Genomic DNA, 18,327 nt, shown 5'->3' on the forward strand with positions numbered 1-18,327 from the left:
CAATTGAATGGCTGAACCGGCGAAACAGGGCGGATTCAGGGCTCTGATCAGACCGGTCTGGCCCGCCACGGGCGAACTGCTGCTGCTCAGCCTGTTCATCAACATCCTGGCGCTGGCTGTGCCGGTCTTCGTGCTGCAGGTCTATGACCGGGTCGTGGCCAAGGCCGGGCTGACGACCCTGCAGGGTCTGGCCATCGGCATGGCCGTGGTGATCCTGTTCGATTTCCTTCTGCGCCAGACCCGCAGCCGCGCCGTTCAGCGCGCGTCTCTGCGCTTTGACCTGCATTTCGGGGAGGTGCTGTTCGAGAAGCTGGGCCGCATGCCCCTTCGGGTGCTGGAGTCCCGGCCCGCGGCCTTCTGGCAGGGACTGTTCCGCGACTCCGACATGGTCCGCAACGCCGTTGCCGGTCCGCCCGTGATCATGCTGGTGGACCTGCCGTTCGCGGTCATGTTCATCATGATCATCTATGTCGTCGCGGAACCGCTGGTCTGGGTCGTGCTGGTCGCGGCGGCGGTCTTCGTCCTCTTCGCCCTCCGGTCGGGCTTTGCCATTGGTGCGGCGGCCAACAAGGAACGCGGCACCTCCATCGGTCGCGATGCCTTTCTGGCGGACATCATCGCCAATCGCACCACCATCAAGGCACTGGCGCTGGAGGGGGCGGTGCGGCCCATGTGGCGCGACAAGCAGGTGGATGCCATCGACAGCGCCATGGATCGCGGGCGCATCAACGATACCTACGGCAATGTCGGTGTCAGCCTGACTGTCATGACCACCATCGCCATCACGACAACCGGCGCGCTCGCCATCATGGACCAGCAGATCTCCATCGGTTCGCTGGTGGCGACGAACATGCTGGCGTCCCGCATCGTCGGTCCCTTCGCGCAACTGGTGACGCAATGGCGGGTGCTGGTCATGGCACGACAGTCCGGTCGTCGTCTGACGGAGGTGCTGTCGCAACCGGATGATCACCAGGAACAGGTGATGGACCTGCCCCGGCCGGAAGGGGCGATGAGTGTCGAGAGCATGACCTTCGCCTTCGCCCCGGATCAGGAACCGGTGCTGCGCGAGATCCGGCTGAAGTTTCCGGCAGGGGGCATGCACGCTGTCGTAGGTCCCAACGGGTCCGGCAAGACAACGCTGCTGAAGCTGCTGATGGGGCTTTATGAGCCGGTCAGCGGACGCATCCTGCTGGATGGGGCGGACATCACCCAGTTCCCGCTGACCCAGTACGCCCGCTGGATCGGTTATGTCCCGCAGGAGAATGTGCTGCTGGCCGGCACCATTCGCGAGAACCTGGCCCGTGGGCGGGAAGACATTGACGATGATGCGATTCTGGCAGCCGCACAGGCCGTTGGCGCGCATGAGTTCATTGTCGATCTGCCCGAAGGCTACGGTACCGTCGTTGGCGAAGGCGGCCGGACCCTTTCCGGCGGCCAGCGCCAGCGTCTGGCGATCGCGCGCGCCCTGATCGGCAATCCGCCCGTGCTGCTGCTGGACGAACCGTCGGCAAGTCTTGACCGGGCGGCGGAGGAAGCGCTGCGTGACCGGCTGAAACAGCTTTCGCGCGATCACACGGTGATCATGGTCTCGCACAGTTCGATCCTGCTGGGGGCCTGCGACAATGTGGTGATCCTGGACAAGGGCGTGATCGTGAAGGGCGGCCCGGCGCATCAGGTGCTGCCCAGCCTGTCACAGCGCAAGCCTGCCGTGGCAAAGCCGGTCGCCGCACCCGCCGCACCTGCTACGCCTGCCGCGCCCGCCAAGCCAGCGTCTGAAACGTCGAAGGCCGATGGGTCCGATGCCGTGACGGAGGCCGCGAAATGACCACTGACGAGCGTATCGAACAGATGCAGCGTCAGGCCCGCGCCACGCTCTGGCGGGTCATTGCGCTGATTGTCATCCTGCTGCTGTCCGGCTTTGGCGTCTGGGCTGCCGCGGCCAAGCTGGACGAGGTGGCGGTCGCGCCGGGTGAAGTGAAACCGCAGGGCAAGGTGCGGCTGATCCAGCATCTGGAAGGCGGCATTGTCGAGGCGCTGCTGGTGCGGGAAGGCGACGTGGTGGAGGAGGGCCAGCCGCTGGTCCAGATCGATCTCGCCCCCAGCCAGGCCAATCGGGAGGAGATCAGCTATCGCATCGACGGTCTGATGCTGAACGCGGCCCGGCACCGTGCGCTGGCGACGGGGGAACAGCTGGAACTGCCGCCGGAGGTGGCGGAGCGTCGCCCGGAACTGGTGCAGAACGAAATCGATGCCTATCGGTCCCGCAATGCCCAGTACCAGACCCAGTTGGGCGCGTTGCGTGCCAAGCTGCGCCAGCGCCAGGCCGAACTGGCCGAGCTGCAGTCCAAGCGGCGCAGCATCGACGGCAACCTGGCGGTGCAGAAGCGACGCTTCGAGATGTCGAAGCGCCTGCTGGAGCGTGAACTGACGCCGAAACTGGACCATCTGGAGCTGGAGGCGGAGGTCACGGATCTGGAGGGCAAGCTGGACACGGCCAACAGGTCCATCCCCCGGATCACTGCAGGAATCGATGAGGCGCGCGAATTGCTGAAGGAGGAGGAACTCCGCTTCCGCTCCGAGGCTTCGGAGGCGCTGGCCAAGGCGGAGCAGGAGATCGGTCGCCTCTCGGAACTGCTGACGGAGGCCAATGACCAGCAGTTGCGCGCCACCATCCGCAGCCCGATTGCCGGCGTCGTCAAGAACCTCGTGGCCAATACCATCGGCGGTGTCATCCGGTCAGGTGACGCGATCATGGAGATCGTGCCGCTGGACGAGACCCTGATCGTGCTGGCCCGCCTGAACCCGAACGACCGTGGCTATGTCGAGGTGGGGCAGAAGGCGATGGTGAAGATCACCGCCTATGACTTCTTCCAGTATGGCGCGCTGGAGGGGCGGGTGATCCGCATCGGCGCGGACGCCAACCGGCTGCCGTCCACGGGGGAGCCCTATTTCGACGTGGTGGTGGAGACCACCGGCGGCTTCGTCGACAAGTCCGGTGCGCTGATGCCGATCACGCCCGGCATGCAGGCCGCAGTTGACATCCATACGGGGGAGCGGTCAGTGATGACGTTTCTGCTGAAGCCCTTCCTGCGTCTGAAACAGGAAGGCTTCCGCGAGCGCTGAGCACGGGACGGGCCTCTCTTGGACAAGACATTCATCTCCGCCGACGAACTGCTGCGTGACTCCTTCGAACTTGGTCTGCGGATCTACGAGAGTGGGTACCGGCCATCCTTCATTGTCGGCATCTGGCGCGGTGGTGCCCCCATCGGCATCGCGGTGCACGAGGTGCTGGACTATTACGGCGTCCAGAACGACCACATCGCCATCCGCACCGCGTCGTACCTGCGCCCCGGGGAGCAGGCATCGACGGTGCGTGTCTTCGGCCTGAACTACATCATCGACAATATCTCGGCGGACGATCAGCTGCTGATCGTCGATGACACCTTCGATTCAGGGCGCAGCATCGATGCCGTGATCCAGGAGCTGCGGCGCAAGTGCCGCCGCAATACCCCCGACGAGATCCGTGTCGCCACGGTTTACTGGAAGCCCCACCTGAACAAGACCGAGCGGGTGCCGGACTACTACGTCCACCAGACCGACAAGTGGCTGGTCTTCCCGCACGAGATCGACGGCCTGACGCCTGAGGAAATCGCCCGCCACAAGGCCCACCCCGACCTGAACCGGGCGATGAAGGCGGAGGGCTGAGGCCGCCGGTCTACCGCTTCCGCTGGTTCTGCCGGTGACCGCTGATGGAGCGCATCATGCCGAACAGGGTGCGGACTTCCTGTTCCGTCAGCTGGGCGCGATGGAACATGGAGCGCAGGTTGCGCAGCATGGTGGGGCGCTTGTCCTCGATGCGGGTGAACATGCCGGCGCTGTCCAGCTCGCCGCTGATGAAGTCCAGGAACGCCTGCATCTGACCTGACGTGGCCGGTTCGGCCTCCGGCATCTGGCCGTGCATGCGCACCGGCAGGCCCGCCGCCATGCGCCATTCGTAGGACACCAGCAGCACGGCCTGCGCCAGGTTGAGGGAGGCGAAGGCCGGGTTGGCGGGGACGTGGATGATGGCATTGGCCAGGGCGACGTCGTCGTTGTCCAGTCCGGCCCGTTCGCCCCCGAACAGGAAGCCGACACGCTGTCCGCTGGCCATGGCCTGGTGTCCCTGTTCCGCCGCCTGACGGGGTTGCAGGATCGGCTTTTCCAGTTCGCGCCCGCGCGCCGTGGTGGCCAGGACCAGATGCAGGTCCGCGATGGCTTCCTCGACCGTCCCGAAGACCTGCGCGTCATCCAGCACCTCGTCGGCGCGGGAGGCCATGGCGCGGGCGTCGGGGTTGGGCCAGCCGTCGCGGGGGGCGACCAGCCGCATCTCCCCCAGGCCGAAATTCAGCATGGCGCGGGCGGCGGCGCCGATGTTCTGGCCCATCTGCGGGCGCACCAGGATGATGGCGGGCTGCGCCAGTTCCGCATCCTGCATCCGACTGTCGGTTCCCGCCATCAGATTGCCTTCGCGCCGTCCCGGAACAGCTTGAAGGTGATGGCGTCATGCAGCGCATCGAAGCTGGCCTCGACGATGTTCGGCGAGACGCCGACGGTGAACCAGCGTTCCCCGGAGGTATCGGCGCTTTCGATCAGCACACGGGTCACCGCCTCGGTACCGCCGTTCAGGATGCGGACCTTGTAGTCCACCAGATGCAGGCTCTTCAGCACGTCCGAATAGACGGGCATGCCCTTGCGCAGCGCCATGTCGAGCGCATTGACCGGGCCATTGCCTTCCCCCACCGTCAGATGCTCCTTGCCGCCCGCGAACAGTTTCACGGTGGCCTCCGACACCGTGGTCAACTGGCCACGGGCGTTGTAGCGCCGCTCCACCAGCACCCGGAACCGGTCCACCTTGAAGTAGTCCGGGACCTGGCCCAGCGCGCGCCGCGCCATCAGCTCGAAGCTGGCTTCCGCGCCGTCATAAGAATAGCCCTCGAATTCGCGCTGCTTCACCTGCTCCAGCAGGCGGTTGATGCGGCTGTCCTTCGGGTCCACATCGATCCCGACCTCCGCCAGACGCGCCAGGATGTTGGACCGCCCGGCCTGATCGGAGACCAGAACGTGGCGGCGGTTGCCGACCAGCTCCGGCTCGATGTGTTCATAGGTCTTCGGGTCCTTCTGCACGGCGGAGACATGCAGGCCGCCCTTGTGCGCGAAGGCGGATTCACCCACCCAGGCCTGGTTGCGGTTCGGTGCCCGGTTCAGCAGTTCGTCCAGCAGCCGCGACGTGGCGGTCAGGTGGCGCAGTTCCGACGGTCCGACCCCGGTTGTCAGGTGATCCGAATAGAGCGGTTTCAGGCAGAAACTCGGGATCAGGGAGATCATGTTGGCGTTGCCGCAACGCTCCCCCAGTCCGTTCAGGGTGCCCTGGACCTGGCGCACGCCCGCGCGCACGGCGGCCAGCGAATTGGCGACTGCGTTCTCCGTATCGTTGTGCGCGTGGATGCCCAGGTTGGTGCCGGGCACATGCTTCGCCGCCTCTGCCGCGATCCGCTCCACGTCGCCCGGCAGGGTGCCGCCATTGGTGTCGCACAGCACCACCCAGCGCGCGCCACCCTCCACCGCCGCCCTGATGCAGGCGATGGCGTAGTCAGGGTTGTCGCGATAGCCGTCGAAGAAGTGCTCCGCATCGAACATGGCTTCGCGCCCGCGCGCGACGGCGGCGGCAATGCTCTCGCGGATGGAGGCGAGGTTCTCCTCCCGCGGGACATTCAGTGCGACATCGACATGGAAATCCCAGGACTTGCCCACCAGGCAGACCGCTGCCGTGTCCGCGTTCAGAACGGCGGACAGACCGGGATCGTTGGAGGCCGACATGCCTGCACGCCGGGTCATGCCGAAGGCGACCAGCTTCGCCCGGTCGAGGGTCGGCGGATCGGCAAAGAAGGCCGTGTCGGTCGGGTTGGCGCCGGGCCAACCACCCTCGATGTAGTCAATGCCCAGTTGATCCAGCGCACGGGCAATCGTGCGCTTGTCCTCGACCGAGAAATCGACGCCACGGGTCTGGGCCCCGTCGCGCAGGGTGGTGTCGAACAGATAGAGGCGATCTTTGGTCATTTGCTGGGTCTTCAGTACTTCGAGGGAATGCCGTTACCGGCCCGGTTGCCTTAAGGGGTGTGCCGCGCCATGGCAAGTGTGGCGTGGTTCCGGGGCGAGGCCGGGCCCGACCGGACGGCCCCTGATCGGCGGCAGCGGCCAATTCCCCCTTGTCAAATTCCAGCAATACCTGCAACCTTGAGTGGCTGATAAGAAAGAATATCAGTCCAGGGTTAAGGGCGAGGCAGGAATGACGATACTGGATTCACCGAATATCGGACTCATCATCGGCGTATCGTTCTGTGTCGCGTTCGTCGTCGGCCAGCTCGTCACCACATGGCGCACTGACTGGCGATTGGGACGCATTCCGTTCCTGCTCTGCCTTCTGGCCCTGCTCTTCCTGACCCAACTCGTCCTGGCAATCGGCTTCCGTGGTGCCCTGGACAGTGCGGACTGGGATGCTGGCCGGTTCGCGACCCTGCAATCTGGTGGTGTGCTGCTGACACTTGTCTTGCTGGGCGCCGCCGCCGCGGCGCGGAGCAGGGACGCCTGCGGGCGCACCGGGGCGGGCTTTCTGCTCAACGTGCCGCTGCTGAATCTCTGGCTGCTGATCGCGCCTCCCCTGTCATCAGGTGCTTCGGACACGGGCTGGTTTCACCGCCAGGTCACCGGGGCGAACGGGATACGGTTGATCTTCGTGCTGACAGTCTTCTGTATCGCGGGCGGCATCGTGAATGAGAAACAGGCGGAGCGGCTGGCCATTGAGGTCGCCAGGATCGCAGCGGAGCAGGCACGCGCGGCTGCGGAGGCGGAGAAGCAGGTACGGCAGGAACGGCTCGCGGAGGGGCTTGACCGGTTCGTGGCTGAGGTCGATGCGCCCTATGCCCTCAATGACGCCTTCACCTTCGCCGAAATCGCCGTCAAGGGGACGGACCTCGTGATCCGTCTGGAGACGTCGGACTGGTTCATTCACCGGGAATCGGATGCGCACTATTACACAGGCGTCTTCTGCAGGCTGCCGGGCATCGATGACCTTCTCTCGCAGGGTGTCGGAGTCACCGTGGACATTCTCGACCCTGACGGCAGCCTTGCCATTTCCTTCGGGTATGACGGTTCCGACTGTGACGGCTGACGGTCACCTGGCGTCAGGCTGTCTGGGCGTCTGGCGGACTGGGCGTCAGGCCGTCTGGCCTCTCAGTCGCCGCTCAGCCCGCTCGCGCCCGATCAGCGGCAGCAGGGCCTTCATCTCCGGGCCGTGTTCGCGGGCGGTGAGGGCGAGGCGCAGGGGACGGAACAGGTCACGCCCCTTCGCCCCGGTCTCGGCCCGGACCGCTTTCGTCCAGGTGCCCCAGCTTTCGCCGTCGAGCGGTGCGTCCGGCAGCAGGTTGGCGGCGCGTGCCGTCAGGTCCGGGTTCTCCAGTACCGGCGCCAGTTCGGCCCCGACGACGGCCTGCCAGTCGCGGATGTCTTCCAGCCGTTCCAGATTGCCGCGCACGGCCTCCCAGAGCGCCGGATCGATCCCGTCACCAAGCCGCGCCGATGCCCTGGAAACATCCAGCCCGTGAACCAGCGTCGCCGACAGTTTCGCCAGTTCGCGCTCATCGAAGCGCGCGGCGGCCCGCCCGAAGGTGGACAGGTCGAACCCGGCGACCGCGGCCGCATGGTCCGCAAAGGCCTCGACCGGCTGCGCCGTGCCCAACCGTGACAGCAGGCTGACCAGCGCCAGCGGCTCGATGCCCCGTTCGCGCAGGGCCTGAACGGTGCGGCTGCCTTCCCGTTTCGACAGGGGGGAGCCGTCAGTCTCCACGATCAGGGCGAAGTGCCCGAAGACCGGAACCGGATGCCCCAGCGCCTCGAAGAGCTGGATCTGGGCCGCGGTATTGGCCACGTGATCCTCCCCCCGGATGACATGGCTGATCCTCATCTCCCCATCATCGACGACGGAGGTGATGGTATAGAGCGGGCGGCCATCGGCGCGGATCAGCACGGGGTCGGAGAGGGAGGCGGCATCCACATCCTGGGGACCACGCACCAGATCGTCCCAGCCGACCCGCTTCCGGTCGAGCAGGAAGCGCCAGTGCGGGCGGCGACCCTCGGCCTCCAGCACGGCGCGTTCGGCATCGGTCAGGCGCAGACCGGCCCGGTCATATACCGGCGGGCGACCGGCGGCCCGCTGCAGGCCCCGCTTCCGGTTCAGTTCCTCCGGTGTCTCGTAGCAGGCATAGAGGCGTCCGCTGTCCCGCAACCGTTGAATGGCGGCCTCGTAGCTGGCGGTCCGGTCCGACTGCCGCGCGAAGTTGTCCCAGTCCAGGCCGAGCCATCTCAGGTCGCGCAGGATCGCGTCCTCGAAAGCCTGTGTTGATCGCTCGGTATCGGTGTCGTCGATGCGCAGCAGGAAACTGCCGCCATGCGCCTGCGCGAACAGCCAGTTGATCACCGCCGCCTTGATGTTGCCGAGATGCAGCTCCCCGGTCGGACTGGGCGCGAACCTGACGCGTGGTGTTCCCGGCATCACCTCAGATCGCGTCGCGGAAGCGGTTGGTGATCGGGTAGCGGCGGTCGCGGCCGAAGCTGCGGGTGGTGATCTTCACACCCGGCGGGGCCTGGCGGCGCTTGTATTCGGCGATGTAGAGCAGATGCTCGATCCGCTTCACCACCTCCGGCGCATGCCCCCGGTCGACGATGGCCTCGAACGCCATCTCCTTCTCCACCAGGCAGTGCAGGATGTCGTCCAGCTGGTCGTAGGGCGGCAGGCTGTCCGCATCCTTCTGATCCGGGCGCAGTTCCGCCGAGGGCGGCTTGTCGATGACATTCTGCGGCACGACGCGACCTTCCCTGCCGAGAGCGTCGGAGGGGCGGTGCTGGTTGCGCCAGTCGGCCAGGGCGAAGACCGTGGTCTTGTAGAGGTCCTTCAGCACCGAATAGCCACCCGCCATGTCCCCATAGATGGTGGCATAGCCAACGGACATCTCGGACTTGTTGCCGGTGGTCAGCAGCATGTGACCGAACTTGTTGGACATGGCCATCAGGATCAGGCCACGGGCACGGGACTGGATGTTCTCCTCCGTGATGTCCGGGTCGCGTCCTTCGAAGACATGCGCCAGTGCGCCTTCCACGGCGTCCACGGTGTCGGCAATGGAGACCGTATCCAGCTTCGCCCCCATCAGCAGCGCATTCTCCGCCGCATCCTTCAGGCTTTCCTCGCTGGTGTACTTTGACGGCAGCATCACGCACCAGACCCGCTCCGGACCCAGCGCGTCGGCGGCGACCGCGGCACTCAACGCGGAGTCGATGCCGCCTGACAGGCCCAGCAGAACACCGGGGAAACCGTTCTTGTTCACATAATCCCGCAGGCCCAGCATCATTGCCCGGTAGATGCTCTCCAGCCTGGAGCGGGGGGCGGCATCCGGTCCCTTCTCGCAGACCCAGCCGTCGGGGGTCCGGTTCCAGGTGGTCAGCACCAGCGCGCTCTCGAACTCCGGCATCTGCACGGCGACGGAGCGGTCGGTATTGATGACGAACGAGCCGCCGTCGAAGACCAGTTCGTCCTGGCCACCCACCTGATTGAGATAGACCAGCGGCAGCCCGGATTCGGTCACCCGACCGACGACATGGTTCAGGCGGGTGTCCACCTTGTCATCCTCGAAGGGGGAGCCGTTCGGGACAAGCAGGATCTCCGCGCCGGTCTCCGCCAGGCACTCGACCACGTCGGGGGTCCAGATATCCTCGCAGATCGGCACGCCCAGCCGCACGCCGCGGAAGTTGATCGGCCCGGGCAGCGCGCCGGAGGCAAACAGCCGCTTTTCGTCGAACACGCCATAGTTCGGCAGGTCATGCTTGAAGCGTGCGGCCTTGACCTCGCCACCGTCCAGCAGCAGCACGGCATTGTAGAGCTTGCCGTCCTCCCGCCAGCAGGTGGTCAGCAGCATCGCGGGGCCGCCATCGGCGGTTTCCGCCGCCAGGGTCTCGGCGGCGGCGATGGCGTCATCCTGCAACGCCTGCTTCAGCACCAGATCCTCCGGCGGATAGCCGATCAGGAACAGTTCCGGAAACAGCACGAGGTCCGCCCCAAGGGCGGCGGACTGGCTGCGGATTTCACGGGCAAGCGCAAGATTCCCCTGCACGTCGCCGACGGTCGGGTTGGCCTGCGCCAGCGCGATCTGAAGCTTGTCTGTCATGTGATTTCATTAGCCGCGTGCCGCGTCGCCTGCAAGCGGTGAGGGTGTCACACGAAAAAGGGGCGCCCCCGGCGGGAGACGCCCCCTTTCGCTGCACGATTTCCGGAACCGGTCAGCCGACGGGCCTTCCGTCGTCCCGGCGAACAGCGACAACGGCTGAGCGCGGAACGCTCTGGCCACCGTCCGGGAAGTGGCTGTCGCCCTTCTCGCCCGGATGCTGCACACCGATGAAGACGGTGCGCCGGTCAGGCGAGAAGGTGATGCCGGTGATCTCGCATTCCTTCGGACCGACAAGGAAACGGCGGATCTCGCCGCTCACCGGATCGGCGACCAGCATCTGGTTGTTGCCCTGCCCGGCGAAGTCCCCGGCATTGGAATAGTTGCCGTCAGTCTGGATCCACATCAGCCCCTTGCTGTCGAAGCCGAGGCCGTCCGGAGAATTGAAACTGTTCTCGGGCGTCACATTGGCCGATCCGGCATTGGCATCGTCATGCACGCTCGGATTGCCTGCGGTGACGAACAGGTCCCAGCCGAAACCGTCAGCCGTGTGGTCGCCATTGTCGGGGACCCAGCGCACGATCTGGCCGTACAGGTTGGCCTTGCGCGGGTTGGGGCCGCCGACCGGGGTCTCGTCGCCGCCCGCGTTCGGCTTGATGCCGCGGTTCTTGTTGTTGGTGAGGCAGCAATAGGCCTCGACCCGGTGCGGGTTGGCGGCGACCCATTCGGGCCGGTCCATCGTGGTTGCACCGACCGCGGAAGCCGCTTGGCGGGTGTGGATGCGGATCTCGGCATCCGTGGCCATGCCCGTGGACTCAGGGGTCAGTTCCACCCATGTGCCGCGCATGTCATCGGTGAACTTCGCGACGTAGAGCCGGCCGTTCTCCAGCAGGTCACTGTTGTCCCGACCCAGGCCGTAGGTGTCGGCACTGACAAAGCGGTAGAGGAACTCGCCACGCTCGTCGTCGCCGAGATAGACGACGACATGACCGTTCGCGGCCACGACGACCTCTGCGTTCTCATGCTTGAAGCGGCCCAGCGCGGTGCGCTTCTTCGGGGTCGAGGTCGGGTCCGTCGGATCGATCTCGACGATGTATCCGGCGCGGTTTGCCTCGTTCGGATGCTTGGCGATGTCGAAGCGTTCGTCCGCCGTGGCCCAGGCGTAGCCCCAGTCCTTCAGCCCGATGCCATAGCGGGCCATCTCTGCCGGAACCTTCAGATCGGGATCGCTGGAGGAGAAATAGCCGTTGAAGTTCTCCTCGCAGGTCAGATAGGTGCCCCAGGGGGTCCGCCCGTTGCCGCAATTGTTCCAGGTGCCCAGCGACCGGGTGCCCGTCGGGTCGGCTGCCGTCTGCAGCAGTGCGTGACCGCGCGCCGGGCCGGTGATCTCCATCGGTGTGTCGGCGGTGATGCGGCGGTTGAACGGCGAGTCGGTGACGATGCTCCAGAAACCGTCCTGCTCCGCCACTTCGACAACACTGACGCCATGGGCGGCCTTGCCCTTGCGCACGTCGTCGGCGTTCTCCGGCAGGCCGGACGCCCGGTTGCCGTACATGATGCCGCGGTTCGTGTACTCGTTGTTCACGGCCAGGATGGTGCGGCCATTGTGACTGAACATGGCCATGCCGTCGTTGTTGTCGCCGAAGGCACGCTCCTGGCTGGCTCCCGTGCCGCGGGTTGCCTGATCGAATTCGGGTGCATCGGGGAAGATGGGGTCGCCCCACCGGGCCACGATGTGCCAGCTGTAGCCCTCCGGCACCGTGACCGTGTCGAGGCCGTTGGCGGCAACCGCGCCAAAGCCGAGGCGGCTGGCGGCAGTGCTTGCGGCGGCCCGCGTCTCCATCGGCGTCAGTGCCGTCGTACCCATCACGAAGGCACTGGCACCGAAGGCGATCGAGCCACCCAGGAAGCGGCGGCGGGACATCGCGCGCGCCACGACGGTTTCAAAGTCGGTCGTGGCCGGACGCGGATTGTTGGCTTCATCGAATGCGTCGAACGAGAGTTCTTCGCTGGACGTCGGAATGGTATCTGGCATCTGATTTCACCTGCATGTTGGGCGACCTGTTCCCCACAGGTCATGGGTGATGCATCTGCCAGAATCATCTTTCAGCACTGTGACAGGACTGCTGGGGCAGGGGGGCTGCCGCCCCGATCAGGTCACCTGGCTTGCCAGCACGACACCTGCCGCGCGCAGGTCCTGCGTGGCCTGTGCCAGTGAGCCATCCTGGTCGATGGCGCGGCATCCGGGCAGGATCATGGTGACGTCCAGGCCCAGCCTGCGGGCATCCAGTGCGGACCAGGCAACACAGAAATCGGTGGCCAGTCCCGCCATGACCATATGGGTAAGGCCCCGGTCGCGGACATAACCCGCAAGGCCGGTCGGCGTCCTGCAATCGTTCTCGAAGAAGGCCGAGTAGCTGTCGAGTTCCGGGCGGAACCCCTTGCGGATGACCAGTTCGGCACGGTCGATGGTCAGGTCCGGGTGAAACGCGGCACCGTTGGTGCCCTGAATGCAGTGGTCAGGCCAGAGTGTCTGCGGCCCGTGATCGGTCTCGACGGTCGAAAAGGCCGCTGCGCCGGCATGGCTGGAGGCGAAGGAGGAATGCCCGGCGGGATGCCAGTCCTGTGTCAGCGCGACATGGCTGAAGCGGTCGATCAGCGCGTTGGCGACCGGGACCACCGCATCACCATCGGCAACAGCCAGGGCACCGCCGGGGCAGAAATCATTCTGGATGTCGATCAGCAGCAGCAGGTCGGTTGCCGGGTCGATGGCGACCATGGGTCAGGAAAAGGCCTTGAAGGTGATCGTGGTGAAGGTGTCCTTGACGCCGGGCAGCATCTGGATCTCCTCGTTCACGAAATGCCCGATGTCCTGTGTGTCGGTCAGGTAGCATTTCATCAGCAGGTCCCACTCGCCGGAGACCGAATGCACCTCCGACACCTGCTCGACGTTCTCCACGGCCTCGTCGGCGACCTTGTAGGCCTGGCCCAACTGGCATTTCACCCAGATGAAGATGGTCTGCATGATGGCGTTCCCTTTGCTGACGGCTGGCCGCTGGCCGCAGTCTGTCTGATTGGTTCCTGTTACGCCAGTTGCAGGGCGTCCACCAGCAGCGTTTCGGCGCGCTCCACCCGCTCCGCGTCGTTGCCGTAGAGCCTGGCAACCGGCTTGCGGGGGCTGGTGGCGGTGCCGACCGGCACGATCCGCCCGATTGCCCCGCCACCGCCCAGCGCCAGCAGTGCCGCCCGCATGGGGCCGGTCTTCCAGCCGGAAACCTTGCCGCGCCGGGGTGCGATGACGTCACGACGTGTCGGGCCAAGCGGGGCAAGCAGACCGGGTTCGCTCATCACGTCCTGGCCGAACATGGCGGCAAAACGCTCCGCCGCCGTGCCGGACTTCAGTGCCCCGTCGATGGCATATCCGGCGCTGGTCTGGTCGAAGATCCGCATGCCGGAAAGGATGAAGGCACCCGTCTCCAGCACCGCGCGATGCAGGTTGCCGCCGCTGGCGCGTCCGTTCAGCAGGCCGACCACCTCGTGAAAGCGGGCCTTGCCCAGCGTCCGCCCGACCGGCAGGTCGCGGGTGAAGGGTGGCTCCCCGATCCAGAACACACGCTCCGCCGGGATCCGCTCCGCCATCGCCGCGCCGGATCCGGGCAGCAGCATCAGGCCCGCCGTGGACCGGCGGTCGATGTCGAAGGCCAGGAAGTCATCCAGCGCCGCCACCACCTGCACACCAGACGCGGCCAGCACGGGCGCCAGCGCCAGCACGAGGGCGGTCGGCGGCTGCTCCGTCGATAGAAGGCCGATCGTGGCAGGCATCTGGCGTGGGTCCGTTCCGGGGTGAATATCCGAATGAACTTTCGATGATGTCATGCCCGGCCTGATTCGGTCAGGCCGCTTCATTTTTCGTTGATGACCTTGTCTGCCTGATAGCCGAACGCGATATCCGAAGGGTTCGCGAACAGCTTCCAGGATCCGTTTCATGCCCCGTCGTCGCCCGAGCCTGATGGTTCTGCTGATCCTCGCCTTTCTGCCGTTCGCTGCCAGTTCAGCCCCCTGGGAGCGTCTGTTTGCGCCGGATGCGGAACTCTGGAAGATCTGGACCCCCTACACGCCGTCTTCGGAACAGCATGTGGATCACGCGGACTGGGACAGGCTGCTGAAGGCGCATCTGGTGCGTGGGCCCAACGGGGTGATGCGCGTGGATTATGCCGGTTTCGCGCGTGACCGGGCGGTGCTGGATCGCTATGTGGCGCGGTTGGCCGCGACGGAGGTCAGAAGCCTGGATCGCCCGGATCAGCTTGCCTACTGGATCAATCTCTACAATGCGCTGACCGTGCGTGTGGTGCTGGACCATCCGGATGTGGAGAGCATTCGCGACATCGACATCTCGCCCGGTCTCTTCGCGTCAGGCCCCTGGGGGGCGGAACTGGTGACCGTGCAGGGACAGGCGCTGACACTGAACGACATCGAACACCGCATCCTGCGCCCGATATTCGATGATCCGCGCATCCATTACGCCGTCAACTGCGCCTCGATCGGCTGCCCCGACCTGCGGGCAGAGGCCTATGAGCCGGAGAAGCTGGACGTGCAGCTGGAGGAACAGGCGCGCGCCTACATCAACCACAGCCGGGGGGCACATCTCGATGGTCACGGTGGCCTCCAGGTCTCCTCGATCTATGTCTGGTTCAGGGAGGATTTCGGTGGAACTGAGGAAGGCGTGATCGAGCACATGCTGCGTTACGCCGACGGCGGCCTGCGCAATCACCTGATCACGACCAGCGAGATTGCCGGCGACGCCTATGACTGGCGGCTGAACGGGATCGTGCTCGACAAGACGGACTGATCCGGTCGGCCTGGAGCCGGTTGACCTTCCGGTTACTGGAAGCTGCATGAATGTGTTCGTGTTTCGCGAACGGGAATCCACCAGATGACGACACGATCGGGGCCGGCTGAGCAGGGCTGGTCCGCCGACATTATTCGTGATGCCACCGTGCCGGTCGATGGCGCGGTGAAGGATCCGGTGTGCGGGATGACGGTGGCGCTCGACGCGGGCAAGCCGAGCTTCCCGCACAAGGGTCACACGTTCCATTTCTGTGGCAAGGGCTGCTGCACGAAGTTCGGCAATGATCCCTGGTTCCATCTCTCCGGCAACAAGGCCCGCAAGCACAAGACAGCACCGAAGAATGCCACCTTCACCTGTCCCATGGACCCGGAGGTGGTGCAGGAAGGTCCCGGCACCTGCCCGGTCTGCGGCATGGCGCTGGAGCCGATGGGCGGCGTGTCGGACGGCCCCAACCACGAACTGATCGATTTCACCCGGCGGCTGTGGATCAGTCTGGCCATGGCGGTGCCGCTGCTGATCCTGACCATGGCACCGATGGTCGGTATCCCCGCGCGCGGCTGGATTGGCGAGCCCCTGGCGACCTGGCTGGAAAGCCTGCTGGCGACCGTGGTCATGATCTGGGTGGCGCGGCCGTTCTTCCATCGCGGCTGGACCTCGGTCAGGACCGGCAATCTGAACATGTGGACACTGATCATGATCGGTGTCGGCACGGCCTATCTCTATTCGATGGCCGCGACCTACCTGCCGCAGCTCTTTCCCCCCACCCTGCGTGGGGCGGGCGGGCAACTGCCGGTCTACTTCGAGGCGTCGGTGGTGATCGTGACCCTGGTCCTGCTGGGGCAGGTGATGGAACTGCGCGCGCGGGAGAAGACGGGGGATGCGATCCGGGCCCTGCTGGACCTGGCCCCGAAGACAGCGCGCCGGGTGCTGCCCGATGGCGACGAATATGACGCCCCGCTGGAGAACATCATCACCGGCGACACCCTGCGGGTCCGGCCCGGTGAATCGGTTCCGGTCGATGCCGTGGTGCTGGAAGGCCGCTCCACGGTGGATGAGAGCATGCTGACCGGCGAGTCCCTGCCGGTGGCCAAGGACCGGGAAGACATTGTCACGGGCGGCACCATGAATGGCGATGGCAGCCTGCTGATCCGGGCGGAGAAGGTGGGTGACGATGCCATGCTGGCCCGGATCGTGGCCATGGTGGCGGCGGCGCAGCGGTCCCGGGCACCGATGCAGCGGCTGGCGGATCGGGTCGCGTCCTGGTTCGTGCCTGCGGTTGTCCTGTCGGCCCTCGCGGCCTTCGCCGTCTGGCTGCTGCTGGGGCCGGAACCGGCACTGGCACATGCGATCATCGCCGCGGTCTCCGTACTGATCATCGCCTGTCCCTGCGCGCTGGGGCTGGCCACGCCCATGTCGGTCATGCTCGCCACGGGACGTGGGGCACGGGCGGGTGTGCTTGTCCGTGACGCGGAGGCGCTGGAGCATCTTGCCCATGTCGACGCGATCATCGTCGACAAGACCGGAACCCTGACGATGGGCAGGCCAACCCTGACCGAGGTGGTCGTGACCGGTACCCTGCACGAGGGCGCGATGCTGGCCATCGCCCGGGGGCTGGAGAGTGGATCGGGGCATCCGCTGGCCAGCGCCATTGTCGATGGCGTGGCCGATCGCGGCATCAGCGCCGCAAGCGTCACCGGGTTCGTTTCCGTGTCGGGCAAGGGCGTCAGGGGGATCTCCGCCGGGGTGCCGGTTGCGCTCGGGAATGCCGCGATGATGCGGGATCTCGGTATCGACCTGTCCATGGAAGAGACCAGGGCCGATACCCTGCGTGACAGCGGCTGCACGGTCATGCACGTGGCGGTGGACGGGCAGGCGGTAGGCATGCTGGCAGTGACGGACCCTGTCCGGCCCGGTGCCGCGCAGGCCGTTGATGCCCTGCGCGCCGCCGGGATGCATATCGTCATGGCCACGGGTGACAACATGCGGACAGCGCAGGCCGTCGCCGACCGGTTGGGAATCGACGATGTCCACGCCGGCATGCTGCCCGAGGACAAGAAGGCCCTGGTGGAGGAACTTCAGGCCCGCGGCCATCGGGTCGCCATGGCCGGTGACGGCGTCAATGACGCCCCGGCGCTGGCCACGGCGGAGGTCGGGCTGGCCATGGGGACCGGCGCGGATGTGGCGCTGGAGAGCGCGGGGATCACCCTGCTGAAAGGCGACCTGCAGGGTGTGCTGCGTGCCCGGCGGCTGTCCCAGGCAACCCTGCGCAATATCCGCCAGAACCTGTTCTTCGCCTTCGCCTACAACAGCGTCGGGGTGCCTGTGGCGGCAGGCGTGCTCTACCCGCTGACCGGCGCGCTGCTGTCGCCGATGCTGGCCGCGGCGGCCATGAGCCTCTCGTCCGTCTCCGTGATCGGCAATGCCCTGCGCCTCCGGGCGCTGCAACTCGACCGGGACTGAGCTATATGATGTCTCAGGCGACGGGCTGCGCACCTCAAAGAGGCTGAGACCGGGTGCGCCTGCTCTTTCAGGAGGCTGCGGATGCAGGATTTCGATGCGATCTACCGGATTGCGGCTGACCGCCACGGCGGTCCCGAGATGCTGGAGGCGCGGCTGACGCGGCCCGTTCCGGCGGCAGAACTGGCTCGGGTTCCTGCCGACCGCTGGCTGGCGGCAATGGCGAAGTGCCTGTTCCAGGCAGGCTTCAACTGGTCGGTGATCGAGAAGAAGTGGCCGGGCTTCGAAGCCGCCTTCGACGGGTTCGATGTGGCCCGTGTCGCCTTCTATCACGACGGGGACATGGACCGGCTGCTCGCCGACAAGGGGATCGTCAGGAACGCCGCCAAGATCAGCGCCGTGATCGCGAATGCCCGCTTCCTGCAGGAACTGGCGCAGGAACATGGCAGCGCGGGCGCGGCCTTCGCCACCTGGCCGAATGCCGACTATGTCGATCTGCTGCAACTGATCGCGAAGCGCGGCAGCCGGCTGGGTGCCGTGACGGGCCAGCGCATGCTGCGCAGCATGGGCCGCGACAGCTTCATTCTCTCACAGGACGTGGTGGCGCGGCTGATCGCGGAAGGGGTGGTCGACCGGCCCCCCACCGCGCAGCGGGACATGCGGGCGGTCCAGGATGCCTTCAACACCTGGTCGGCCCAGTCCGGTCGCGGCCTGACCGCCATCAGCCAGACCCTTGCACTCAGCATCGACCATGCTTCAGCCTGATGGAGG

15 protein-coding genes are annotated in these 18,327 nt (G+C 66.0%); 7 read left to right on the forward strand and 8 right to left on the reverse strand.

Translation table 11 applies throughout. The annotated features are described in order from the left end of the window. The first annotated feature begins 7 nt into the window (after positions 1-7). From QGV54_RS00930 to QGV54_RS00940, 3 genes are read left to right on the forward strand one after another with little or no spacing between them, the layout of a single operon-like run. Positions 8-1,825: an ATP-binding cassette domain-containing protein gene (locus QGV54_RS00930; RefSeq protein WP_281018758.1), complete on the forward strand. Its 1,818-nt coding sequence runs from the start codon at positions 8-10 to the stop codon at positions 1,823-1,825. Continuing rightward, complete coding sequence (locus QGV54_RS00935; protein ID WP_281018757.1) at positions 1,822-3,123, forward strand: HlyD family type I secretion periplasmic adaptor subunit; 1,302 nt, start codon at positions 1,822-1,824, stop codon at positions 3,121-3,123. The genes QGV54_RS00930 and QGV54_RS00935 overlap by 4 nt, the downstream gene beginning before the upstream one ends. An 18-nt stretch (positions 3,124-3,141) precedes the next feature. Beyond that, complete coding sequence (locus QGV54_RS00940; protein WP_281018756.1) at positions 3,142-3,705, forward strand: phosphoribosyltransferase family protein; 564 nt, start codon at positions 3,142-3,144, stop codon at positions 3,703-3,705. Between the two features lie 10 nt (positions 3,706-3,715). On the opposite strand, the gene QGV54_RS00945 is transcribed toward QGV54_RS00940, so the two are convergent. Together QGV54_RS00945 and cimA are read right to left on the reverse strand one after the other, a co-directional pair. Then, positions 3,716-4,495, reverse strand: a complete 780-nt coding sequence (locus QGV54_RS00945; RefSeq protein WP_281018755.1) for an RNA methyltransferase — start codon at positions 4,493-4,495, stop codon at positions 3,716-3,718. Continuing rightward, entirely contained in the window at positions 4,495-6,096 is a 1,602-nt protein-coding gene (gene cimA / locus QGV54_RS00950) for a citramalate synthase (RefSeq protein ID WP_281018754.1), read from the reverse strand. The genes QGV54_RS00945 and cimA overlap by 1 nt, the downstream gene beginning before the upstream one ends. 229 nt (positions 6,097-6,325) lie before the next feature. On the opposite strand from cimA, the gene QGV54_RS00955 reads away from it, so the two are divergent. Further along, a complete protein-coding gene (locus QGV54_RS00955) occupies positions 6,326-7,207 on the forward strand; it encodes a hypothetical protein (protein ID WP_281018753.1) in 882 nt (293 codons plus the stop codon). Positions 7,208-7,252: 45 nt separating this feature from the next. Here the strand turns inward: QGV54_RS00955 and gltX are convergent, their stop codons facing one another. The 6 genes from gltX to QGV54_RS00985 form a co-directional block, all read right to left on the reverse strand. Then, positions 7,253-8,587, reverse strand: coding sequence for a glutamate--tRNA ligase (gene gltX, locus QGV54_RS00960; RefSeq protein ID WP_281018752.1), 1,335 nt, complete (start codon positions 8,585-8,587; stop codon positions 7,253-7,255). Between the two features lie 4 nt (positions 8,588-8,591). Continuing rightward, on the reverse strand, positions 8,592-10,253 hold the full coding sequence (locus QGV54_RS00965) for an NAD+ synthase (protein WP_281018751.1): 1,662 nt from the start codon (positions 10,251-10,253) through the stop codon (positions 8,592-8,594). Positions 10,254-10,365: 112 nt separating this feature from the next. Beyond that, a complete protein-coding gene (locus QGV54_RS00970) occupies positions 10,366-12,285 on the reverse strand; it encodes a PhoX family phosphatase (protein ID WP_281018750.1) in 1,920 nt (639 codons plus the stop codon). 117 nt (positions 12,286-12,402) lie between these two features. Further along, the gene (gene pncA / locus QGV54_RS00975; protein WP_281018749.1) at positions 12,403-13,029 is read right to left on the reverse strand and encodes a bifunctional nicotinamidase/pyrazinamidase; all 627 of its coding nucleotides are present in this window, start codon (positions 13,027-13,029) and stop codon (positions 12,403-12,405) included. Between the two features lie 3 nt (positions 13,030-13,032). Next, positions 13,033-13,275 (reverse strand): Lrp/AsnC ligand binding domain-containing protein, encoded by a 243-nt coding sequence (locus QGV54_RS00980; protein ID WP_281018748.1) that lies wholly within the window; start codon positions 13,273-13,275, stop codon positions 13,033-13,035. Between the two features lie 59 nt (positions 13,276-13,334). Further along, positions 13,335-14,072: a hypothetical protein gene (locus QGV54_RS00985; protein ID WP_281018747.1), complete on the reverse strand. Its 738-nt coding sequence runs from the start codon at positions 14,070-14,072 to the stop codon at positions 13,335-13,337. Between the two features lie 163 nt (positions 14,073-14,235). On the opposite strand from QGV54_RS00985, the gene QGV54_RS00990 reads away from it, so the two are divergent. The 3 genes from QGV54_RS00990 to QGV54_RS01000 all read left to right on the forward strand — a co-directional run bounded on the left by QGV54_RS00990 (position 14,236) and on the right by QGV54_RS01000 (position 18,321). Continuing rightward, positions 14,236-15,099 (forward strand): DUF547 domain-containing protein, encoded by an 864-nt coding sequence (locus QGV54_RS00990; RefSeq protein WP_281018746.1) that lies wholly within the window; start codon positions 14,236-14,238, stop codon positions 15,097-15,099. Positions 15,100-15,183: 84 nt separating this feature from the next. After that, the gene (locus QGV54_RS00995; protein ID WP_281018745.1) at positions 15,184-17,559 is read left to right on the forward strand and encodes a heavy metal translocating P-type ATPase; all 2,376 of its coding nucleotides are present in this window, start codon (positions 15,184-15,186) and stop codon (positions 17,557-17,559) included. 81 nt (positions 17,560-17,640) lie between these two features. Continuing rightward, a complete protein-coding gene (locus QGV54_RS01000; protein ID WP_281018744.1) occupies positions 17,641-18,321 on the forward strand; it encodes a DNA-3-methyladenine glycosylase I in 681 nt (226 codons plus the stop codon). Positions 18,322-18,327: the final 6 nt, after the last annotated feature.

This window comes from Minwuia sp. IMCC3060 (genome assembly GCF_029909435.1).
Lineage (GTDB): Bacteria > Pseudomonadota > Alphaproteobacteria > Minwuiales > Minwuiaceae > Minwuia.